The sequence below is a fragment of the Calidithermus terrae genome, assembly GCF_003574345.1.
GTDB lineage: Bacteria > Deinococcota > Deinococci > Deinococcales > Thermaceae > Calidithermus > Calidithermus chliarophilus.
This window is the reverse complement of the sequence record NZ_QXDL01000109.1, coordinates 1-13,726: the sequence shown is the minus strand read 5'-3', so window position 1 is coordinate 13,726 and position 13,726 is coordinate 1. Positions and strand designations below refer to the sequence as shown.

Below are 13,726 nucleotides of genomic sequence, written 5' to 3'. Positions count from 1 at the left end.
ACCCCCGACCCTTGACTTACACTAGTCCCCATGCGCCTGGTGCTCGTCCCCACCCCCATCGGCAACCTCGAGGACATCACCCTGCGGGCCTTGCGGGTGCTCAAGGAGGCCGAGGTGGTGGCCTGCGAGGACACCCGGCGCACCGGCATCCTGCTCAGGCACTTCGGCATCGCCAAACCCACCGTGCGGCTCGACCAGCACACCGTGGGGCGGGCTAAGGAGTTGCTGGAGGGCTACGGCTACGTGGCCTACGCCACCGACGCGGGCACGCCCGGCATCTCCGACCCCGGGGCCGAGCTGGTGAGCCTGGGGCTGAAGGAGGGGTGGGAGCTCGAGGTGCTGCCCGGCCCCACCGCGCTGGTCCCGGCCCTGGTGGCCTCGGGGCTGCCCACCGCCCGCTTCGCCTTCGAGGGCTTCTTGCCGCACAAGCGCTCGGAGCGCCGCGAGCGCCTGCAGGGCATCGCCGTGGGCCGCACCGTGGTGCTCTACGAGGCCCCCCACCGCCTGCGGGACACCCTCGAGGACCTGCTCGAGTTCTACGGCCCGGCGCACCCCGTGGCCGTGGCCCGCGAGCTCTCCAAGCTGCACGAGGAGGTGTTCCGCGGCAGCCTGGGCGAGGCGCTGGAGCACTTTGGCGAGCCGCGCGGGGAGTTCGTGCTCGTGCTGGGGCCCAAGGAGGCCGCCACCCCCCAGGGGCCGAGCGCGGCGCAACTGCTCGAGCGCCTGCGCGCCCAGGGCCTGCGCGGCAAGGCGCTGGTGAGGGCGCTGGTCGAGGCTGGCATTCCGCGCAACCAGGCTTATACTTTGGCTCATGACGATCCGGCCTGAGGGCCGGGCGTCTTCTGGAAGCGTTTCCCGCGGGAAGGGCTTCCCGGCGACGCGTGAACGCTGAACCTGGCGTGGGAGTGGTGAGGTCGAATGATGAAGCGAATCGGTGTGTTTACCAGCGGCGGCGACGCCCCTGGCATGAACGCGGCCATCCGCGCGGTGGTGCGGACGGGCACGGCGCAGGGCCTGGAGGTCGTGGGCATCCGCCGCGGTTACCAGGGCATGATCGACGGCGATTTCATCGAGCTGGGCCCGCGCGACGTAGCCAACACCCTCCAGCGCGGCGGCACCGTGCTGCTCACCGCCCGCAGCAAGGAGTTCATGACCCCTGAGGGCCGGGCCAAGGCCGCGCAGAACCTGCGGGACGCGGGGATCGGCGGCGTGGTCTGCATCGGCGGCGACGGCAGCTACCGGGGGGCTTTGAAGCTCGTCGAGGAGCACCACATCCCCATCGTCGGCGCCCCCGGCACCATCGACAACGACCTCTACGGCACCGACTACACCATCGGCTTCGACACCGCCGTCAACACCGCGCTCGACGCCATCGACCGCATCCGCGACACCGCCGCCAGCCACGAGCGGGTGTTCTTCATCGAGGTGATGGGGCGGCACGCCGGCTTCATCGCGCTCGAGGTCGGCATCGCCGGCGGCGCCGAGGTGATCGTGCTCCCCGAAGACCCCACCAGCGCCCACGCGTGCGCCCAGGTGATCGAGGCCTCCGCCAGCAAGGGCAAGAAGTCGTCCATCGTGGTGGTGGCCGAGGGCGGCTACGAGGGCGGGGCCGAAGCCCTGGCCCGCGACGTGAAGCTCTGCTCGGGCATCGAGGGCCGCGTCACCGTGCTCGGCCACATCCAGCGCGGCGGCAGCCCCACCGCCATCGACCGCGTCCTCGCCAGCCGCCTGGGCGCCGCCTGCGTAGACGCCCTCCTCGCCGGGGCCAGCGGCGTCGCCATCGGCGAGGTCAACGACGAGATCCGGCTCACCCCCTTCAAGGAAGCCGTCGAAAAGCGCAAGGACATCAACCGCCGCAAGTACGAACTGGCGAAGACGTTGGCGCTTTAAGCCGTCAGCCGTCAGCTTTCAGCCACCAGCGGGAGGCTCGTGGCCCGTGGTTACCCCTCCCCTTCCCTTCCCGCGCGCGGGGAGGGGTATCCCCCCCTGCCCCCCTTGTTAAGGGGGGTGACAAGACGTCCCGCGTCTGGCGTCTTGCGTCTGGCGTACGACGTAGGACGTACGACGTAGGACGTACGACGTACGCCCCTCACCCAGCGCCCGGCCATCGACCCTCGACGCAAACGCCAAAGAAACACCCCCCGCTTAGCGGGGGGCAGACGTTTTGCGAGGTGTTAGGCCTTGCGAACGTTCTTGGCCTGGGGGCCTTTCCCGTTGCGGCCCGGCTCGATCTCGAACTGGACCACATCGCCCTCGTTAAGGGTACGGAAACCATCGGTCTGAATGGCCGAGTAGTGCACGAATACGTCGGGGCCACCCTCCTGAGCAATGAAGCCGTAACCCTTTTCCGCGTTGAACCACTTGACGGTACCTTTGTTCATGAAACTTCTCCTTACGACCCTGCAAAACCCAACCGGATTTTTGGGGGACACCGCAACAGTAGCACGAGCAGAGACGTAAGTCAAATAGCTTCCTCCAACAATTCGCTCACCCGTTGCAATACCGCGTCGTAGTCGAGCTTGCTGAAGTCGGTGGTCTCGAGCGGGATCAGGGGGCCGGGCAGCGGCATGGGTTGGTCGTCGAGGCTGGGCAGCAGCCGCGGGTTTTGCCTGAGCCAGCTTACCGGGTCTTCCCCGGACACCTCGAGCAGCTCCCGCTCCTTGTAGTGCACCGCGTGGCGTTCTCCGGAGCGAAGGCGGGCCAGCGAACGCTCGATCAACACCTCGAGGGGGGCCCTGAGGTGTAGCTGGACCAACCGGGCCCGGTACTTGCCCTGCAAAGCGATGAACCTAGGGGGAGCCAGCGTGCTGGAAAAGTTGCTCTCGAGCAGGTGCGAGGTCCCGGCCATCAGCAACCGCTCGCAGAGGTAAAACAGCAGCTCGTAGCTGGCCGGGCCCAGGCGCTGGGCGATGTCCCCTTCGGGGCCCAGGCTGTCGTAGAGCACTTCCTTGAGCCCGTCACGGCACAGCAGCGGCAGCTTCAGGTCGGCGGCCAGGCGCCGGGCCAGGGTGGTCTTGCCGCTGCCCCACATGCCGTTGACGACGATGAGGGTGGGGCTCACGAAGGCCATTCCTCGTGCTCGGCCTGGGCCACGGTCTGGTTGTCCTCGCCGTAGACGAAGCGCATGCGCACCTTGCGGCCCTCGAGCACCCTGGGCATCCAGTAGCGCGCGTCGTCCCACATCTCGTCGTAGGGTAGGGCCAGCAGGTCGCACCACACCGGGGCCATCTCCTCACTCTCCTGGGGCTCGCCCTCCCAGTGCTCCAGGCGGAAGACGTGCACGACCTGGCTCCACTCGGGCTTGTGGGGGAACTCGAAGGTCAGGTGGGCCACGTACCAGAGGTTTTGCTCCTTGGCCCGCACGCCCGCTTCCTCCAGCAGCTCGCGGAGGGCGCACTGGGCCAGGGTTTCTCCGGGCGCGAGCTTGCCGCCGTAGCCCTGGATCTTGCCCACCTCCGCCCCGCGCTTCTTGCGCCCCATCCCCAGCCGCCCGTTGGGCCGGTCGAAGAGCAGCACGTCGGAGCAGACGGTCATGCCTCGCTCCGCTTGCGCAGCAGGGCGTGGAACATCTTCATGGCCCCCAGCGCGTTGGGGAAGCCCACGAAGAGCGCCGACTGGATGATGGTCTCGCGGATCTCCCGCTCGCTGGCGCCGTTGAGCAGGGCGCCCTCGAGGTGGGTGGCGAGTTCCTTGGGCGACCCCAGGGCGATGAGGCTGGTGATCGCCAGCAGCTCGCGGGTCTTGAGGTCCAGGCCCTCGCGGGCGAGCACCTCCTCGTAGGCGAAGTCGCGGATGTAGCCGTAGAGGTCGGCGTCTACCTCGCTGAGGCTCTGCTCGATGGCCTCGAATTTCTCTCCCCAGATGGCTCTGCGCACGCTCATGCGCTCCAGCCTAACGCCTCAGGCCTCCAGCCGCTCGAGCACCCCCCACAGCTCGTGCAGGGCCTCGGGGTTGCGGCGGTAGGGGTCGAAGAGCACGGCCTCGACCCCCGCGGCGGCGGCGCCGCCCAGGTCATCGGGGGAGTCCCCGACGTGCAGGGCCTGGTGGGGCTCGACCCCCAGGCCCTCGAGCACCACCCGGAAAATGCGGGGGTCGGGCTTGGCCGCGCCCACCAGCGCGGAGGCGGCCACGAAGTCGAAGTAGGGGGCCAACCCGGTGGCCTCGAGCACCCCCGGCAGCAGCGCGTCCCAGTTGGAGACCACGCCCAGCTTGTAGCCGCGCCCCTTCAGCTCGCCCAGCACCTCCTTCGCCCCCGGCGTCAGCGGCCAAACCTTGGGGTTTTGCCAGTTGTCGCGCAGGAAGCCCACGATCTCCTCGGCGTGCTCGCCCAACCCGATGCCCGAGAGCAGGGTGAGGTGGAAGTCGGCCCACACGGGCAGGGCCGTCTCGACGGTGGTGGCCTGCATGTGGCGCTCGTTGTAGACCCGGTAGGCGGCCATGACCGCCTCCATGAGCCTGGAGGTGTCGGCCTTGCCGGCGATCCCCCGTTCGTGCAGCAGGGGCCACAGCCAGAACTTCGGATGCCCGAGAATGAGGGTATCGCCCACGTCGAAGAGCACGGCACGCTTCATGGTGGAATCCTACTGAACTCAGATTAGGGCTTTCTCAGGAAAGGAGCGCATATGCCGATCTACCCGACCCAGGCCCAGCAGGCCAGCCTCGAGGCGCTTTCCTGGCTCACCGGGGCCTGGCGCGGCCACAAGGGCCTCGACGAGATCGACGAGTACTGGAGCTACCCCGCCCACGGCCTGATGATGGGCATGTTCCGCTGGGTGCGCGAGGAAAAGCCCTGGTTCACCGAGCACGTCACCATCACCCAAGAGCCCGAGGGCTTAATCCTGCGCATCAAGCACTTCAACCCCGGGCTCGTGGGCTGGGAGGAGAAGGAGGAGTCGGTGAAGTTCTGCGCCGTGGAGCTCGAGCCCGCCCGCGCCGTGTTCTACCGCCTCAACCCCGACAAACCCGACCTGTGGATGCTCTACGAACACCTCGAGCCCGGCACCCTCCACTCCTACTTCGCCCAGGAAGGCAAGGAGGTCGCTCCGGAGGACAAGTTCGTATACCGGCGCTTCAGCTTGTAAAGGCTCGTGGCAGTCGAGGACTGAGGCGTCTTACGTCTCGCGTCTCGCGTTTTGCGTTTCGCGTTTGGCGTCTCGCGTTTTGCGTTTTGCGTACGACGTAGGACGTACGACGCACGACGCACGACGTACGACCCGCACCCCGCGCCCGGCTACCGGCATTCAGCGCACCGCCCCCCGGCCCTCGACCCCTTTCGGCGCTACCGGCAACTCCACCCGGAACACCGCACCCCCCTCCGGCCGGTTGCAAGCGCTCACCCGCCCCCCGTGCAGCTCGACCAGGGCGCGCACGATGGACAGGCCCAAGCCGGTTCCGCCGGTCTGGCGGTTGCGGCTCTGCTCGACGCGGTAGAAGCGGTCGAAGATCTTGGGCAGGGCCTCCTCGGGGATGCCGGGGCCGGTGTCGGCCACGCTGAACCAGGCCTTACCGTCCTCCTGACCGGCTGCGACCGTGACCCGGCCCCGGGGCGGGGCGTGGTCGAGGGCGTTGGCGAGGAGGTTGCCGACCACCTGGGCCAGCCGGTCGGGGTCGGCGCTGAGGGCGATGGGCTGGTGCGGGAGGTCGAGCTCGAGCCCCACCCCCCGCGCCTCGGCGCGGGTGCGGAAGCTCTGGGTGGCCGAGGCCAGCACCTCGCGCAGCTCGAGCGGCTGGCGCTCGAGGGTGAGCCGCCCGGCGTCAACGAGCGAGAGGGTGCGCAGGTCCTCGACGAGGCGGGCCAGCAGCCGGGTCTGGTGGTGCAGGCGGGCGACCTCGGCCTCGTCGAGGCGGATCACCCCGTCCTGGATGGCCTCGAGGCGGCCCTGCAGCACGGTGAGGGGGGTGCGCAGCTCGTGGGCGATGTCGGCGATCATGGCCCGGCGCTCCTTCTCCAGGCGCTCGAGCGATTCGGCCATGGCGTTGAAGTTGCGCGCCAGCAGCGAGACCTCGTCGTTGCTGCGGGGGGCGGGGATGCGCACGGCGAGCTCGCCCCGGGCCAGGCGGTTGGCGCCCTGCGAGATGGCCTCGAGGGGGCGGGCGAGGCGGCGGGCGAAGACGAAGGCCATCAGGATGCCCAGCCCCACCGAGGCCAGCGTGGCCCAGGTCAGGCTCTGCTGCAGCCGGGCCAGGAAGCCGGCCTCCCGGCGCGAGACCCCGGGCACCGGGGCCCGCAGGGTGAACTGCTGGGCGATGAGCACGTTGCCGCCCTCGAGGGCCCGCAGCATCACCACCCGCTCGCCCTGGACCACGTCGGGGGCCAGTTGGACGATGACCTGGTCGGCGTTGAGGAGCTGGCGGTTGATCTCCTTGGAGAGGTCGAAGGGCAGCGGCACGGCGTCGGGGTCTTGCAGGACGGCCCGCACGCTGGCGGGGAGGTAGCGGAACTCCTTCTGGCCCTGGTAGGCGGTGAGGCCGAAGGTGATGAGGTTGGTCGCCACGGCCACCGCCGCCATCAGCAGCGCGAGGCGGACCTCCAGGCGGTCCCACAGCTTCATGCCGGCACCCACAGCCGGTAGCCCACCCCCCGCACGGTCTCGAGCAGGCTGGGGGCCCCGGCGGCCTCGAGCTTCTTGCGCAGGTTCTTCATGTGAACGTCCACCACCCGCTCCAGCGCGTCGGAGTCGGGGTGGGCGGCCTCGAGCAGCTCGGCGCGGCTGAAGGCGCGGCCGGGCGAGCGGGCGAGGGCCTCGAGCAGGCGGAACTCGGTGGGGGTGAGCTCGAGGCGCACCCCGCCCACCCGGGCCACCACCTGTTCGGCGTCCACCTCCAGCAGCCCCGCCCGCAGCACCGGCTTGGGGCCTTCGGCCGGGTGGGCCCGGCGCAGCACCGCCTTGACCCGCGCCACCACCTCGCGCGGGCTGAAGGGCTTGGTGATGTAGTCGTCGGCGCCGAGCTCGAGGCCCAGCAGCTTGTCGAGGTCTTCGGTGCGGGCGGTGACCATGATCACGGGGGTGTTGCCGTCCGAGCGCACCCGGCGCAGCACCTCGAGGCCGTCGAGCTCGGGGATCTGGATGTCGAGGAGGATCAGGTCGGGCTTGGCCGCGCGGTAGAGGTTGAGGGCGCTGCGCCCGTCCCCCGCCCGCTCGGTGCGGTAGCCGTCGCGGCGCAGGTAGCCCTCGAGGATCTCGGCGATCTCGGGCTCGTCTTCGACCACCAGCACCAGCGCCATCAGGTTCAGTTTATCCGCAGCACTCGGCATCATGGCCCAGCTTGGCCTGCGGCGGTGAAGGGCGGGGGTGGAAATTGTGAAGGCCGTGTGTAGACGGCGGAAGAGCCCCCGCGGGGGCTCTTCGGGAGGCTCGAGGGCGAACGGCTAGCCGACGTTGACGGTGAGGGGGAAGGTGTACACCTGACCGCTCTCGTTGTCGCGCACCTGCACCTCGAGGGCGTACTGTCCGGCCGGCGTGCCCTCGGGGATGCGGATGCCGTAGGTGTTGACGATGGCGCCGTCCCGGGTGGCCTGGCTGTCGGGCACGAACACCGCCCAGCCGGCAGGGGCGCCCTCGTCGAGCACCCAGAAGCGCTCGAGGCGGGCCGTGGGGTTGGGGGCGTAGCCGTCGTCGTCCACGTAGACGAGGTCGCTGACGTCGCCCTTGCTGAGGCCCCAGCCGGCGGGGTCCTGGGTGAGCTGGACGTAGGTGGTGCTCCCGGCCCTGGCCTGGACGGCCTGTCCTGCCTGAAGCTCGACGGGGCTGGCGGCGTACATCCCCTCAGGGGCGGCGGGCAGGAAGAGGCTTCCGATGACGATAGCGGCTGCTGCGATCAATCCGAACATGGTGTTCCTCCTTTGGCGGGGCAAGGCTCGCTTGCACCTGGGCTAAGTGTGGGGGCCGGGCGTGCAAAAGCGGTGGAGGGAATGTAAAGCTCCTGCGAAGCTTTCCCGATCCGGGCTGAGGTGGCCCTGAGCCCGCTCTGGGCGGGGAAAGCTACGCCCTTCCAGCAGGGCGGTCTTCAAAAGGGCTACACAATCCCCAAGCCTTCACGAAACCTACACAAGGCGTACCCAGCCGCTACACGGCCGCCCTCGAGACTTCAAAAGCACGGAGGTGAAGTGTTGAGCAAACCCCTGCTTTGGCTCCCCCTGCTGGCGCTGGCGACCTCCGCCCAGGCCCTCAGCCTGCCGGAAGCCCTGCGGCAACTCCCCCGCTCGCCCGGCTGGGTCAGCGCCGAGCTGGCCTACGAGTCGGCGCAGCGCCAACTCGAGGCGGCGCGGGCGGGCTTAGGGCTCAAGGCCTCGCTGGGCGGGGATTACTCGCTGGCGGGCTCGAGCACCCCTTCGCCGGACCCCACCCAGCGGCTCAGCCTCTCGGGCAACGCCTCGCTGGGCGGGCTGTTGCCCTGGTCGAGCGCCTACGACGGCCTGAGGAGCGCCGAGCGCGGCCTGGCGCGGGCGGCGCTCGAGCGCCAGGAGGCCCGCAACACCCTCTACGCCGCCGCCCTCGGCCAGTACTTCAGCGCCCGGCAGGCCGCGCTGGGCCACGAGGCGGCCCAGGCCGCCCTGCGGCTGCGGCAGCGCCAGCTCGAGGTCGCCACCGCCCGCCAGCAGGCCGGGCAGGCCACCCTCGAGGACCTCATCGCCGCCCAGCAGAACCTGGCCGACGCGCAGGTGAGCGCGGTCAACGCCGAGGGCAACCTGAGCCTGGCCCGGCTGAGCCTGGCGAACACGCTGGGCCTCGAGGCCAGCGCCCTGGGCGAGCTGAGCACCGCGCCCGAGGCCGCCGAGCTGCCCCCGGGGGGCCTCGAGCAGTTCCTCGCGCAGGCCCTGGCACAGCGCCCCGACGTGCGCAAGGCCCAGCTCCAGGTGGCCGAGGCCCAGGACCGGCTCGCCATCGCCCAGCGCGACCGCTGGTTCCCCGCGGCCTCGCTGAGCCTGGGCTACGGCCTCGGGCAGTCGGGCGGCGGCTCGGTGCAGGCCGGGCTCAACCTGCAGAGCGGCCTGGCGACCCTCAGCGCCTCCTACCCGCTCCTGGGGGGCTCGAGCACGGCCTCGAGCGCCGTCAGCGTGGGGCTGTCGGTGGACCTCGCGGTGCTGGCCCCCGGTGCCGACGCCGCCATCGCCTCGGCCCAGACCGCGCTGGCCGCGGCGCAGAAGGCCCTCGAGACCGCGCGGAAGTCGGCCGAGCTCGACGTGCGGCAGAGGCACCTCGAGTCCCAGAACGCCCGCGCCCGGGTCGAGGTGGCCCGGCTGGCGCTGAGCAACGCCGAGCAGAGCCTCAAGACCGCCCAGGCCCGGCTGGGCGCGGGCACCGCCACCGCCCTCGACGTGCAGCTCGCCCAGCTCAACGTGCAGCAGTCGCAGCTCAGCCTCGAGACCGCCCTGGCCTCGGCCCAGACCGCCGCGCTGCGGCTGCGGGCCGCGCTGGGCGAAGACCTGACCGGAGGAGACCGATGATGCGTGTTCCGAGGGGTCGTGCGCCGTACGTCCTACGCAATACGCCATACGCGATACGCAGCCTCATCCTGTGCGTTTTGGTGCTGTCGGCACCGGCCACAGCCCAGGCCCCCGCCCTCACCCTGCCCCAGGCCCTCGAGCGGGCCCTGGCGCAGAACCCCGAGCTCGCCAACCAGCGGGCCACGCTCGCCAACGCCCGCGCCGACCTCGCCGCCAAGCAGGCCGACCCCAGCACCCTGGTCGTGCCCCTGACCCAGGCCAAGAACAGCGCCGCGCTCGAGGAGGCCCGCACCGCGCAGAAGCAGCTCGAGGTGCTGCAGTCGGTGCTCTCGGCCTACGCCGCGCTCTACGAGGCCCAGGAGAACGTCAAGGTGCTCGAGGCCCAGCTCGCCCTCGACGCCCGCAACCTCGAGGTGGCTAAGGCCAAGCTCGAGGCCAAGAACGGCACCGCGCTCGAGGTCGCCAAGGCCGAGAACACCCTGGCCGCCAGCCGCCAGAGCCTGGCCGACGCCCGCGCGAGCTTGCCCATCTTGGCCGCGCGGCTCGAGACGCTGCTGGGCCAGCCGGCCGGCGGCGCCACCCGCGTGACCCCGCCCCCCGCCTTCCAGGAGGTGCGGCTGGAGCCGGGGGCGCTCGAGCAGGGCCTCGCCCGCCTGCCCAGCCTGCTCCAGGCCGCGCAGGGCGTGGAGCTGGCCGAGCTCAACGTGCGGCTGGCCGACAACGACTACACCCCCGCCGCCACCCTGCGCGACGCGCGGGCCAGCCTGGAGAACGCCCGCCGCAGCCTCGACAACGCCCGCCAGAACGCCCTCACCACCCTGCGCGACGCCTACCGCGCCGTGCAGAACGCGCTCGAGAGGGTGCGCATCGCCCAGAAGGAGCTCGCCAACGACGAGGCCGCGCTCAAGCAGGACCAGGCCCGCTTCGCCAGCGGGACCATCTCCCGCGTGCAGCTCCAGGGCAGCGACCTCGCCTTAACCCGCTCGCGCTTGGCCTACCAGCAGGCGGTGAACGGCTACTTCAAGGCCCTGGCCGCGCTCTCGGTGGCCGCCGGGGTGGACGTGACGGGCTGGGGGCCCGCGCTGGCCCGTGCAGGAGGCGGTTCATGAACGCGAACGCCGCCGTTCGCCGCCGCCGGGTGGCCTGGTGGGTCTGGCTGCTGGTGCTGGCGCTGGCCGGGGCCGGGGTGTTCTTCTGGCTGCGGGGGCGCCCGGCGGGGCAGGCTGCGCAAGCCCGCGGCCCCGAGACCGTGGCGGTGAGCCGGGGGGTGTTCCGGGTCTCGGTGTCGGGTCCGGGCACCCTCGAGGCCGCCCGCACCCTCGAGGTCAAGCCCCAGGCCTCCGGCACCGTGCTGAGCCTGCCGCAGGTGGGCGACCGGGTGCAGAAGGGGCAGCTCGTGGCCCGGCTCGACCCCGCCGACCACCAGCGCGCCCTCGAGAACGCCCGGCTCGCGCTGCAGAAAGCCCAGGCCAACCTCGACGCCCTGCGGGCCAACCAGGCCAGCACCCAAGCCGCCAACCGGCAGAGCGTGACCAACGCCGAGGTGGGCTACGCCAACGCCCAGCGCGACCTGCAGAGCGCCCGCGACGGCTTGAACGCCGCCCAGAAGCTCTACGACGTGGGCGGGGCCAGCCTGCAGAGCCTGCAACAGGCCAAGGACGCCTACGCCAAGGCCCAGGCCGGCCTCGACAGCGCCCGCATCAACCTCGAGACCGCCCGCCAGGCGCTCAGCCTCAAGGCCAGCTCCAGCGCCCAGGACCTCAAGAACGCCCAGCTCGCCGTGGAGCAGGCCCGGCTCGACCTCGAGGACGCCCAGCGGAACCTGGCCCGCACCAAGGTCTACGCCCCCTTCGGCGGCGTGGTCACGGCGGTGAGCGCCCAGCTCGGGGGGCCCGCCGCCAGCAACGCCGCGCTCTTCACCCTGGTGGACGACGCGAAGCTCAACCTGCCGGTGCAGGTTGACGAGACCGAGATCGGCAAGGTGAGGGTGGGCCAGCGGGCCGAGGTCACCCTCGACGCGCTCGAGGGCCAGACCTTCCGGGGCAGCGTCACCCGCATCTCCCCCAGCGCCACCCCCGTGCAGAACATCCCGGTCTTCTACGCCACCGTCACCCTCGACAACCCCCGGCGCCTGCTGCGACCCGGCATGAGCGCCGAGGCCGAGATCATCGCCCAGGAGGTGCGCGGGGCGCTGACCGTGCCCAAGCGGGCGGTGCAGACCGTGCGAAACCGCGGCTACGTCGAGGTGCTCAAGCCCGACGGCACCCAGGAGACGGTGCGGGTGGGCCTGGGCCCCGACGACGGGGTGAACCAGGTCATCACCGAGGGCCTCGAGCCCGGCCAACTCGTGGTGCTGCCCGCCCGCAGCCCCAACAGCGGCTCCGGCCAGCAGCGGCAGGGCACGGGCTTCGGGCTGCCGGTGCGGATCCCGGCGGGGGGTGGGCGGTGACGGTGGTCCGGCTCGAGGGCGTGCGCAAGGTCTACCGCATGGGCGAGGTGGAGTTCGAGGCGCTCAAGGGGGTCTCGCTCGAGATCGCCCAGGGGGAGATGGTCGCGCTGATGGGGCCTTCGGGCTCGGGCAAGACCACGCTGATGCAGATCATCGGCCTGCTCGACCGCCCCACCGCCGGGACCTACGCCCTGGCCGGGCAGGACGTGACCGCGCTGAGCGAGAACCAGCGCGCCGAGGTCCGCAACCGGCAGATCGGCTTCGTGTTCCAGGCCTTCCACCTGCTGCCCCGGCTCAGCGTGCTCGAGAACGTCGAGGTGCCGCTGATGTACGCCGGGGTCCCCGCCCCCCAGCGGCGCGAGCGGGCGGTGGAGGTGCTGCGGCGGGTGGGGCTCTCGGGCAAGGAGCGCCACCTCCCCTCCCAGCTCTCCGGCGGGCAGAAGCAGCGGGTGGCGGTCGCCCGCGCCCTCACCCTGCGCCCCGCGGTCCTGCTGGCCGACGAGCCCACCGGCAACCTCGACTCCCACACCGCCGCCGAGGTCATGCGCCTCTTCCAGGAGCTCAACGACGAGGGCACCGCCGTCGTCGTCGTGACCCACGAGGCCGACATCGCCGAGCACACCGGGCGCATCGTGCGCATCCGCGACGGCTTCATCGAGTCGGACGGGCCCAACCCGCACCGCAGGCGGCCCGTGGGAGGTGTGGCGTGAAGAAGATGCCAAAGGCCAAACGTCGAACGCTAAACACTCAGGGCGGGCTCGCACTTAAGGGGGGTGCGGATGAACCCAACCCGAGAACTTCCTAAAGAAAGGCCCCAGCGGCGCTCGAGCCTCGCCGGCATGAACCCCTTGCAGGTCGTGGCTATCGCCTGGCGGGCCATCCGCGCCAACCCCTTGCGCTCGGCGCTCACCGCGCTGGGCGTGATCATCGGGGTGGCGGCGGTGATCGCGCTCACGGGGGTGGGCCAGGGCTCGACCGCCAACATCACCCGCTCGCTCCAGAGCCTGGGCACCAACCTGCTCACCGTGTCGGGCGGGCGGGGCGGCGGGCCGCCGGGGCTGGTGCGCTTCGGCGGGGCCCAGAGCCTCACCCTGAAGGACGCCGAGGCCCTGCGGGAGCAGTTCGCCGCCGAGGTCGCGGGGGTGGCCCCGGTGGCCCAGGGCAACCAGCAGGTCAAGTTCGGGGCCAACAACACCAGCGCCACCGTCGTCGGCACCTGGCCCGACTACGCCGCCGTGCGCAACGCCCAGCCCGAGCGGGGCGGCTTCTTCACCGAGGCCGACGACCAGGGCCGCAAGCGGGTGGCGGTGATCGGCTACCAGGTGGCCCAGGACCTCTTCGACGGCGGCGAGGCGCTGGGCCAGAAGATCAAGATCGCCGGCGTCTCCTTCACGGTGGTGGGGGTGCTGCCCGACAAGGGCGACTCCGGCTTCGCCAACCCCAACTCCCAGGTCCTGGTGCCGCTGGGCACCTACCACCAGCGCCTGGGCCGCAGCAACAACCGCGGCGAGCCCACGGTGAGCCAGATCTACGTGCAGGGGCTGAGCAAGGACGCCCTCAAGGACCTGCAGGCCCGGATCACCGACTTCCTGGCCGAACGCCACAAGATCGCCGACCCCGAGGAGTACGACTTCAACGTGCAGAACCAGGCCGACGCCCTGGCCTCGGTCAACCAGGTCACCCAGACCATGACCCTCTTCCTGGGCGGGGTGGCGGGGATCAGCCTGCTGGTGGGGGGGATCGGGATCATGAACATCATGCTGGTCTCGGTCACGGAGCGCACCCGCGAGATCGGCATCCGCAAGGCGCTGGGGGCCAAGCCCCGCGAC

General features: G+C 71.0%; 16 protein-coding genes. 8 read left to right on the top strand and 8 right to left on the bottom strand.

Annotated features, from left to right (window positions below; all coding sequences use genetic code 11):
* Positions 1 to 30: 30 nt before the first annotated feature.
* Both rsmI and pfkA read left to right on the top strand, forming a co-directional pair.
* Positions 31 to 828, top strand: coding sequence for a 16S rRNA (cytidine(1402)-2'-O)-methyltransferase (gene rsmI / locus Mterra_RS12885; RefSeq protein ID WP_119315554.1), 798 nt, complete (start codon positions 31 to 33; stop codon positions 826 to 828).
* Positions 829 to 921: 93 nt separating this feature from the next.
* Positions 922 to 1,890, top strand: a complete 969-nt coding sequence (gene pfkA / locus Mterra_RS12880; RefSeq protein WP_119315553.1) for a 6-phosphofructokinase — start codon at positions 922 to 924, stop codon at positions 1,888 to 1,890.
* A 284-nt stretch (positions 1,891 to 2,174) separates the two neighbouring features.
* Here pfkA and Mterra_RS12875 read toward each other — a convergent pair whose 3' ends face one another.
* From Mterra_RS12875 to Mterra_RS12855, 5 genes are all read right to left on the bottom strand, one after another.
* On the bottom strand, positions 2,175 to 2,381 hold the full coding sequence (locus Mterra_RS12875) for a cold-shock protein (RefSeq protein WP_027891870.1): 207 nt from the start codon (positions 2,379 to 2,381) through the stop codon (positions 2,175 to 2,177).
* A gap of 80 nt (positions 2,382 to 2,461) precedes the next feature.
* Positions 2,462 to 3,070: a P-loop nucleotide/nucleoside kinase family protein gene (locus tag Mterra_RS12870; RefSeq protein ID WP_119315552.1), complete on the bottom strand. Its 609-nt coding sequence runs from the start codon at positions 3,068 to 3,070 to the stop codon at positions 2,462 to 2,464.
* Positions 3,058 to 3,534 carry an 8-oxo-dGTP diphosphatase gene (locus tag Mterra_RS12865; RefSeq protein ID WP_119315551.1) on the bottom strand — a complete coding sequence of 159 codons (477 nt, stop codon included), beginning with the start codon at positions 3,532 to 3,534 and terminating at the stop codon, positions 3,058 to 3,060. The genes Mterra_RS12870 and Mterra_RS12865 overlap by 13 nt, the downstream gene beginning before the upstream one ends.
* Positions 3,531 to 3,881, bottom strand: a complete 351-nt coding sequence (locus Mterra_RS12860; protein ID WP_119315550.1) for a carboxymuconolactone decarboxylase family protein — start codon at positions 3,879 to 3,881, stop codon at positions 3,531 to 3,533. Before Mterra_RS12860 ends, Mterra_RS12865 begins: the two co-directional genes overlap by 4 nt.
* A gap of 18 nt (positions 3,882 to 3,899) precedes the next feature.
* Complete coding sequence (locus tag Mterra_RS12855; RefSeq protein WP_119315549.1) at positions 3,900 to 4,571, bottom strand: HAD family hydrolase; 672 nt, start codon at positions 4,569 to 4,571, stop codon at positions 3,900 to 3,902.
* 51 nt (positions 4,572 to 4,622) lie between these two features.
* On the opposite strand from Mterra_RS12855, the gene Mterra_RS12850 reads away from it, so the two are divergent.
* On the top strand, positions 4,623 to 5,081 hold the full coding sequence (locus Mterra_RS12850; RefSeq protein WP_119315548.1) for a DUF6265 family protein: 459 nt from the start codon (positions 4,623 to 4,625) through the stop codon (positions 5,079 to 5,081).
* Positions 5,082 to 5,240: 159 nt separating this feature from the next.
* Here the strand turns inward: Mterra_RS12850 and Mterra_RS12845 are convergent, their stop codons facing one another.
* From Mterra_RS12845 to Mterra_RS12835, 3 genes are all read right to left on the bottom strand, one after another.
* Entirely contained in the window at positions 5,241 to 6,551 is a 1,311-nt protein-coding gene (locus Mterra_RS12845; RefSeq protein WP_119315555.1) for a sensor histidine kinase, read from the bottom strand.
* Positions 6,548 to 7,225: a response regulator transcription factor gene (locus tag Mterra_RS12840; RefSeq protein ID WP_119315547.1), complete on the bottom strand. Its 678-nt coding sequence runs from the start codon at positions 7,223 to 7,225 to the stop codon at positions 6,548 to 6,550. The genes Mterra_RS12845 and Mterra_RS12840 overlap by 4 nt, the downstream gene beginning before the upstream one ends.
* 144 nt (positions 7,226 to 7,369) lie before the next feature.
* Positions 7,370 to 7,831 (bottom strand): hypothetical protein, encoded by a 462-nt coding sequence (locus tag Mterra_RS12835; RefSeq protein ID WP_147372761.1) that lies wholly within the window; start codon positions 7,829 to 7,831, stop codon positions 7,370 to 7,372.
* 276 nt (positions 7,832 to 8,107) lie between these two features.
* Between Mterra_RS12835 and Mterra_RS12830 the strand changes: the two genes are divergently transcribed.
* The 5 genes from Mterra_RS12830 to Mterra_RS12810 all read left to right on the top strand — a co-directional run.
* The gene (locus tag Mterra_RS12830) at positions 8,108 to 9,448 is read left to right on the top strand and encodes a TolC family protein (protein ID WP_119315545.1); all 1,341 of its coding nucleotides are present in this window, start codon (positions 8,108 to 8,110) and stop codon (positions 9,446 to 9,448) included.
* A gap of 80 nt (positions 9,449 to 9,528) precedes the next feature.
* Positions 9,529 to 10,557 (top strand): TolC family protein, encoded by a 1,029-nt coding sequence (locus Mterra_RS12825; protein ID WP_245971623.1) that lies wholly within the window; start codon positions 9,529 to 9,531, stop codon positions 10,555 to 10,557.
* The gene (locus Mterra_RS12820; protein WP_119315543.1) at positions 10,554 to 11,897 is read left to right on the top strand and encodes an efflux RND transporter periplasmic adaptor subunit; all 1,344 of its coding nucleotides are present in this window, start codon (positions 10,554 to 10,556) and stop codon (positions 11,895 to 11,897) included. The genes Mterra_RS12825 and Mterra_RS12820 overlap by 4 nt, the downstream gene beginning before the upstream one ends.
* Positions 11,898 to 11,935: 38 nt before the next feature.
* Positions 11,936 to 12,607 (top strand): ABC transporter ATP-binding protein, encoded by a 672-nt coding sequence (locus Mterra_RS12815; RefSeq protein ID WP_170159660.1) that lies wholly within the window; start codon positions 11,936 to 11,938, stop codon positions 12,605 to 12,607.
* A gap of 69 nt (positions 12,608 to 12,676) precedes the next feature.
* Positions 12,677 to 13,726: ABC transporter permease (locus tag Mterra_RS12810; protein ID WP_245971621.1), on the top strand; the 1,050-nt coding region annotated here is incomplete at its 3' end.

Excerpts from the sequence above, each read along its gene's own strand:
- rsmI (WP_119315554.1), top strand. The coding sequence starts at position 31 with ATGCGCCTGGTGCTCGTCCCCACCCCCATCGGCAACCTCGAGGACATC.
- pfkA (WP_119315553.1), top strand. The coding sequence starts at position 922 with ATGAAGCGAATCGGTGTGTTTACCAGCGGCGGCGACGCCCCTGGCATG.
- Mterra_RS12875 (WP_027891870.1), bottom strand. The coding sequence starts at position 2,381 with ATGAACAAAGGTACCGTCAAGTGGTTCAACGCGGAAAAGGGTTACGGC.
- Mterra_RS12870 (WP_119315552.1), bottom strand. The coding sequence starts at position 3,070 with ATGGCCTTCGTGAGCCCCACCCTCATCGTCGTCAACGGCATGTGGGGC.
- Mterra_RS12865 (WP_119315551.1), bottom strand. The coding sequence starts at position 3,534 with ATGACCGTCTGCTCCGACGTGCTGCTCTTCGACCGGCCCAACGGGCGG.
- Mterra_RS12860 (WP_119315550.1), bottom strand. The coding sequence starts at position 3,881 with ATGAGCGTGCGCAGAGCCATCTGGGGAGAGAAATTCGAGGCCATCGAG.
- Mterra_RS12855 (WP_119315549.1), bottom strand. The coding sequence starts at position 4,571 with ATGAAGCGTGCCGTGCTCTTCGACGTGGGCGATACCCTCATTCTCGGG.
- Mterra_RS12850 (WP_119315548.1), top strand. The coding sequence starts at position 4,623 with ATGCCGATCTACCCGACCCAGGCCCAGCAGGCCAGCCTCGAGGCGCTT.
- Mterra_RS12845 (WP_119315555.1), bottom strand. The coding sequence starts at position 6,551 with ATGAAGCTGTGGGACCGCCTGGAGGTCCGCCTCGCGCTGCTGATGGCG.
- Mterra_RS12840 (WP_119315547.1), bottom strand. The coding sequence starts at position 7,225 with ATGGCGCTGGTGCTGGTGGTCGAAGACGAGCCCGAGATCGCCGAGATC.
- Mterra_RS12835 (WP_147372761.1), bottom strand. The coding sequence starts at position 7,831 with ATGTTCGGATTGATCGCAGCAGCCGCTATCGTCATCGGAAGCCTCTTC.
- Mterra_RS12820 (WP_119315543.1), top strand. The coding sequence starts at position 10,554 with ATGAACGCGAACGCCGCCGTTCGCCGCCGCCGGGTGGCCTGGTGGGTC.
- Mterra_RS12815 (WP_170159660.1), top strand. The coding sequence starts at position 11,936 with ATGGGCGAGGTGGAGTTCGAGGCGCTCAAGGGGGTCTCGCTCGAGATC.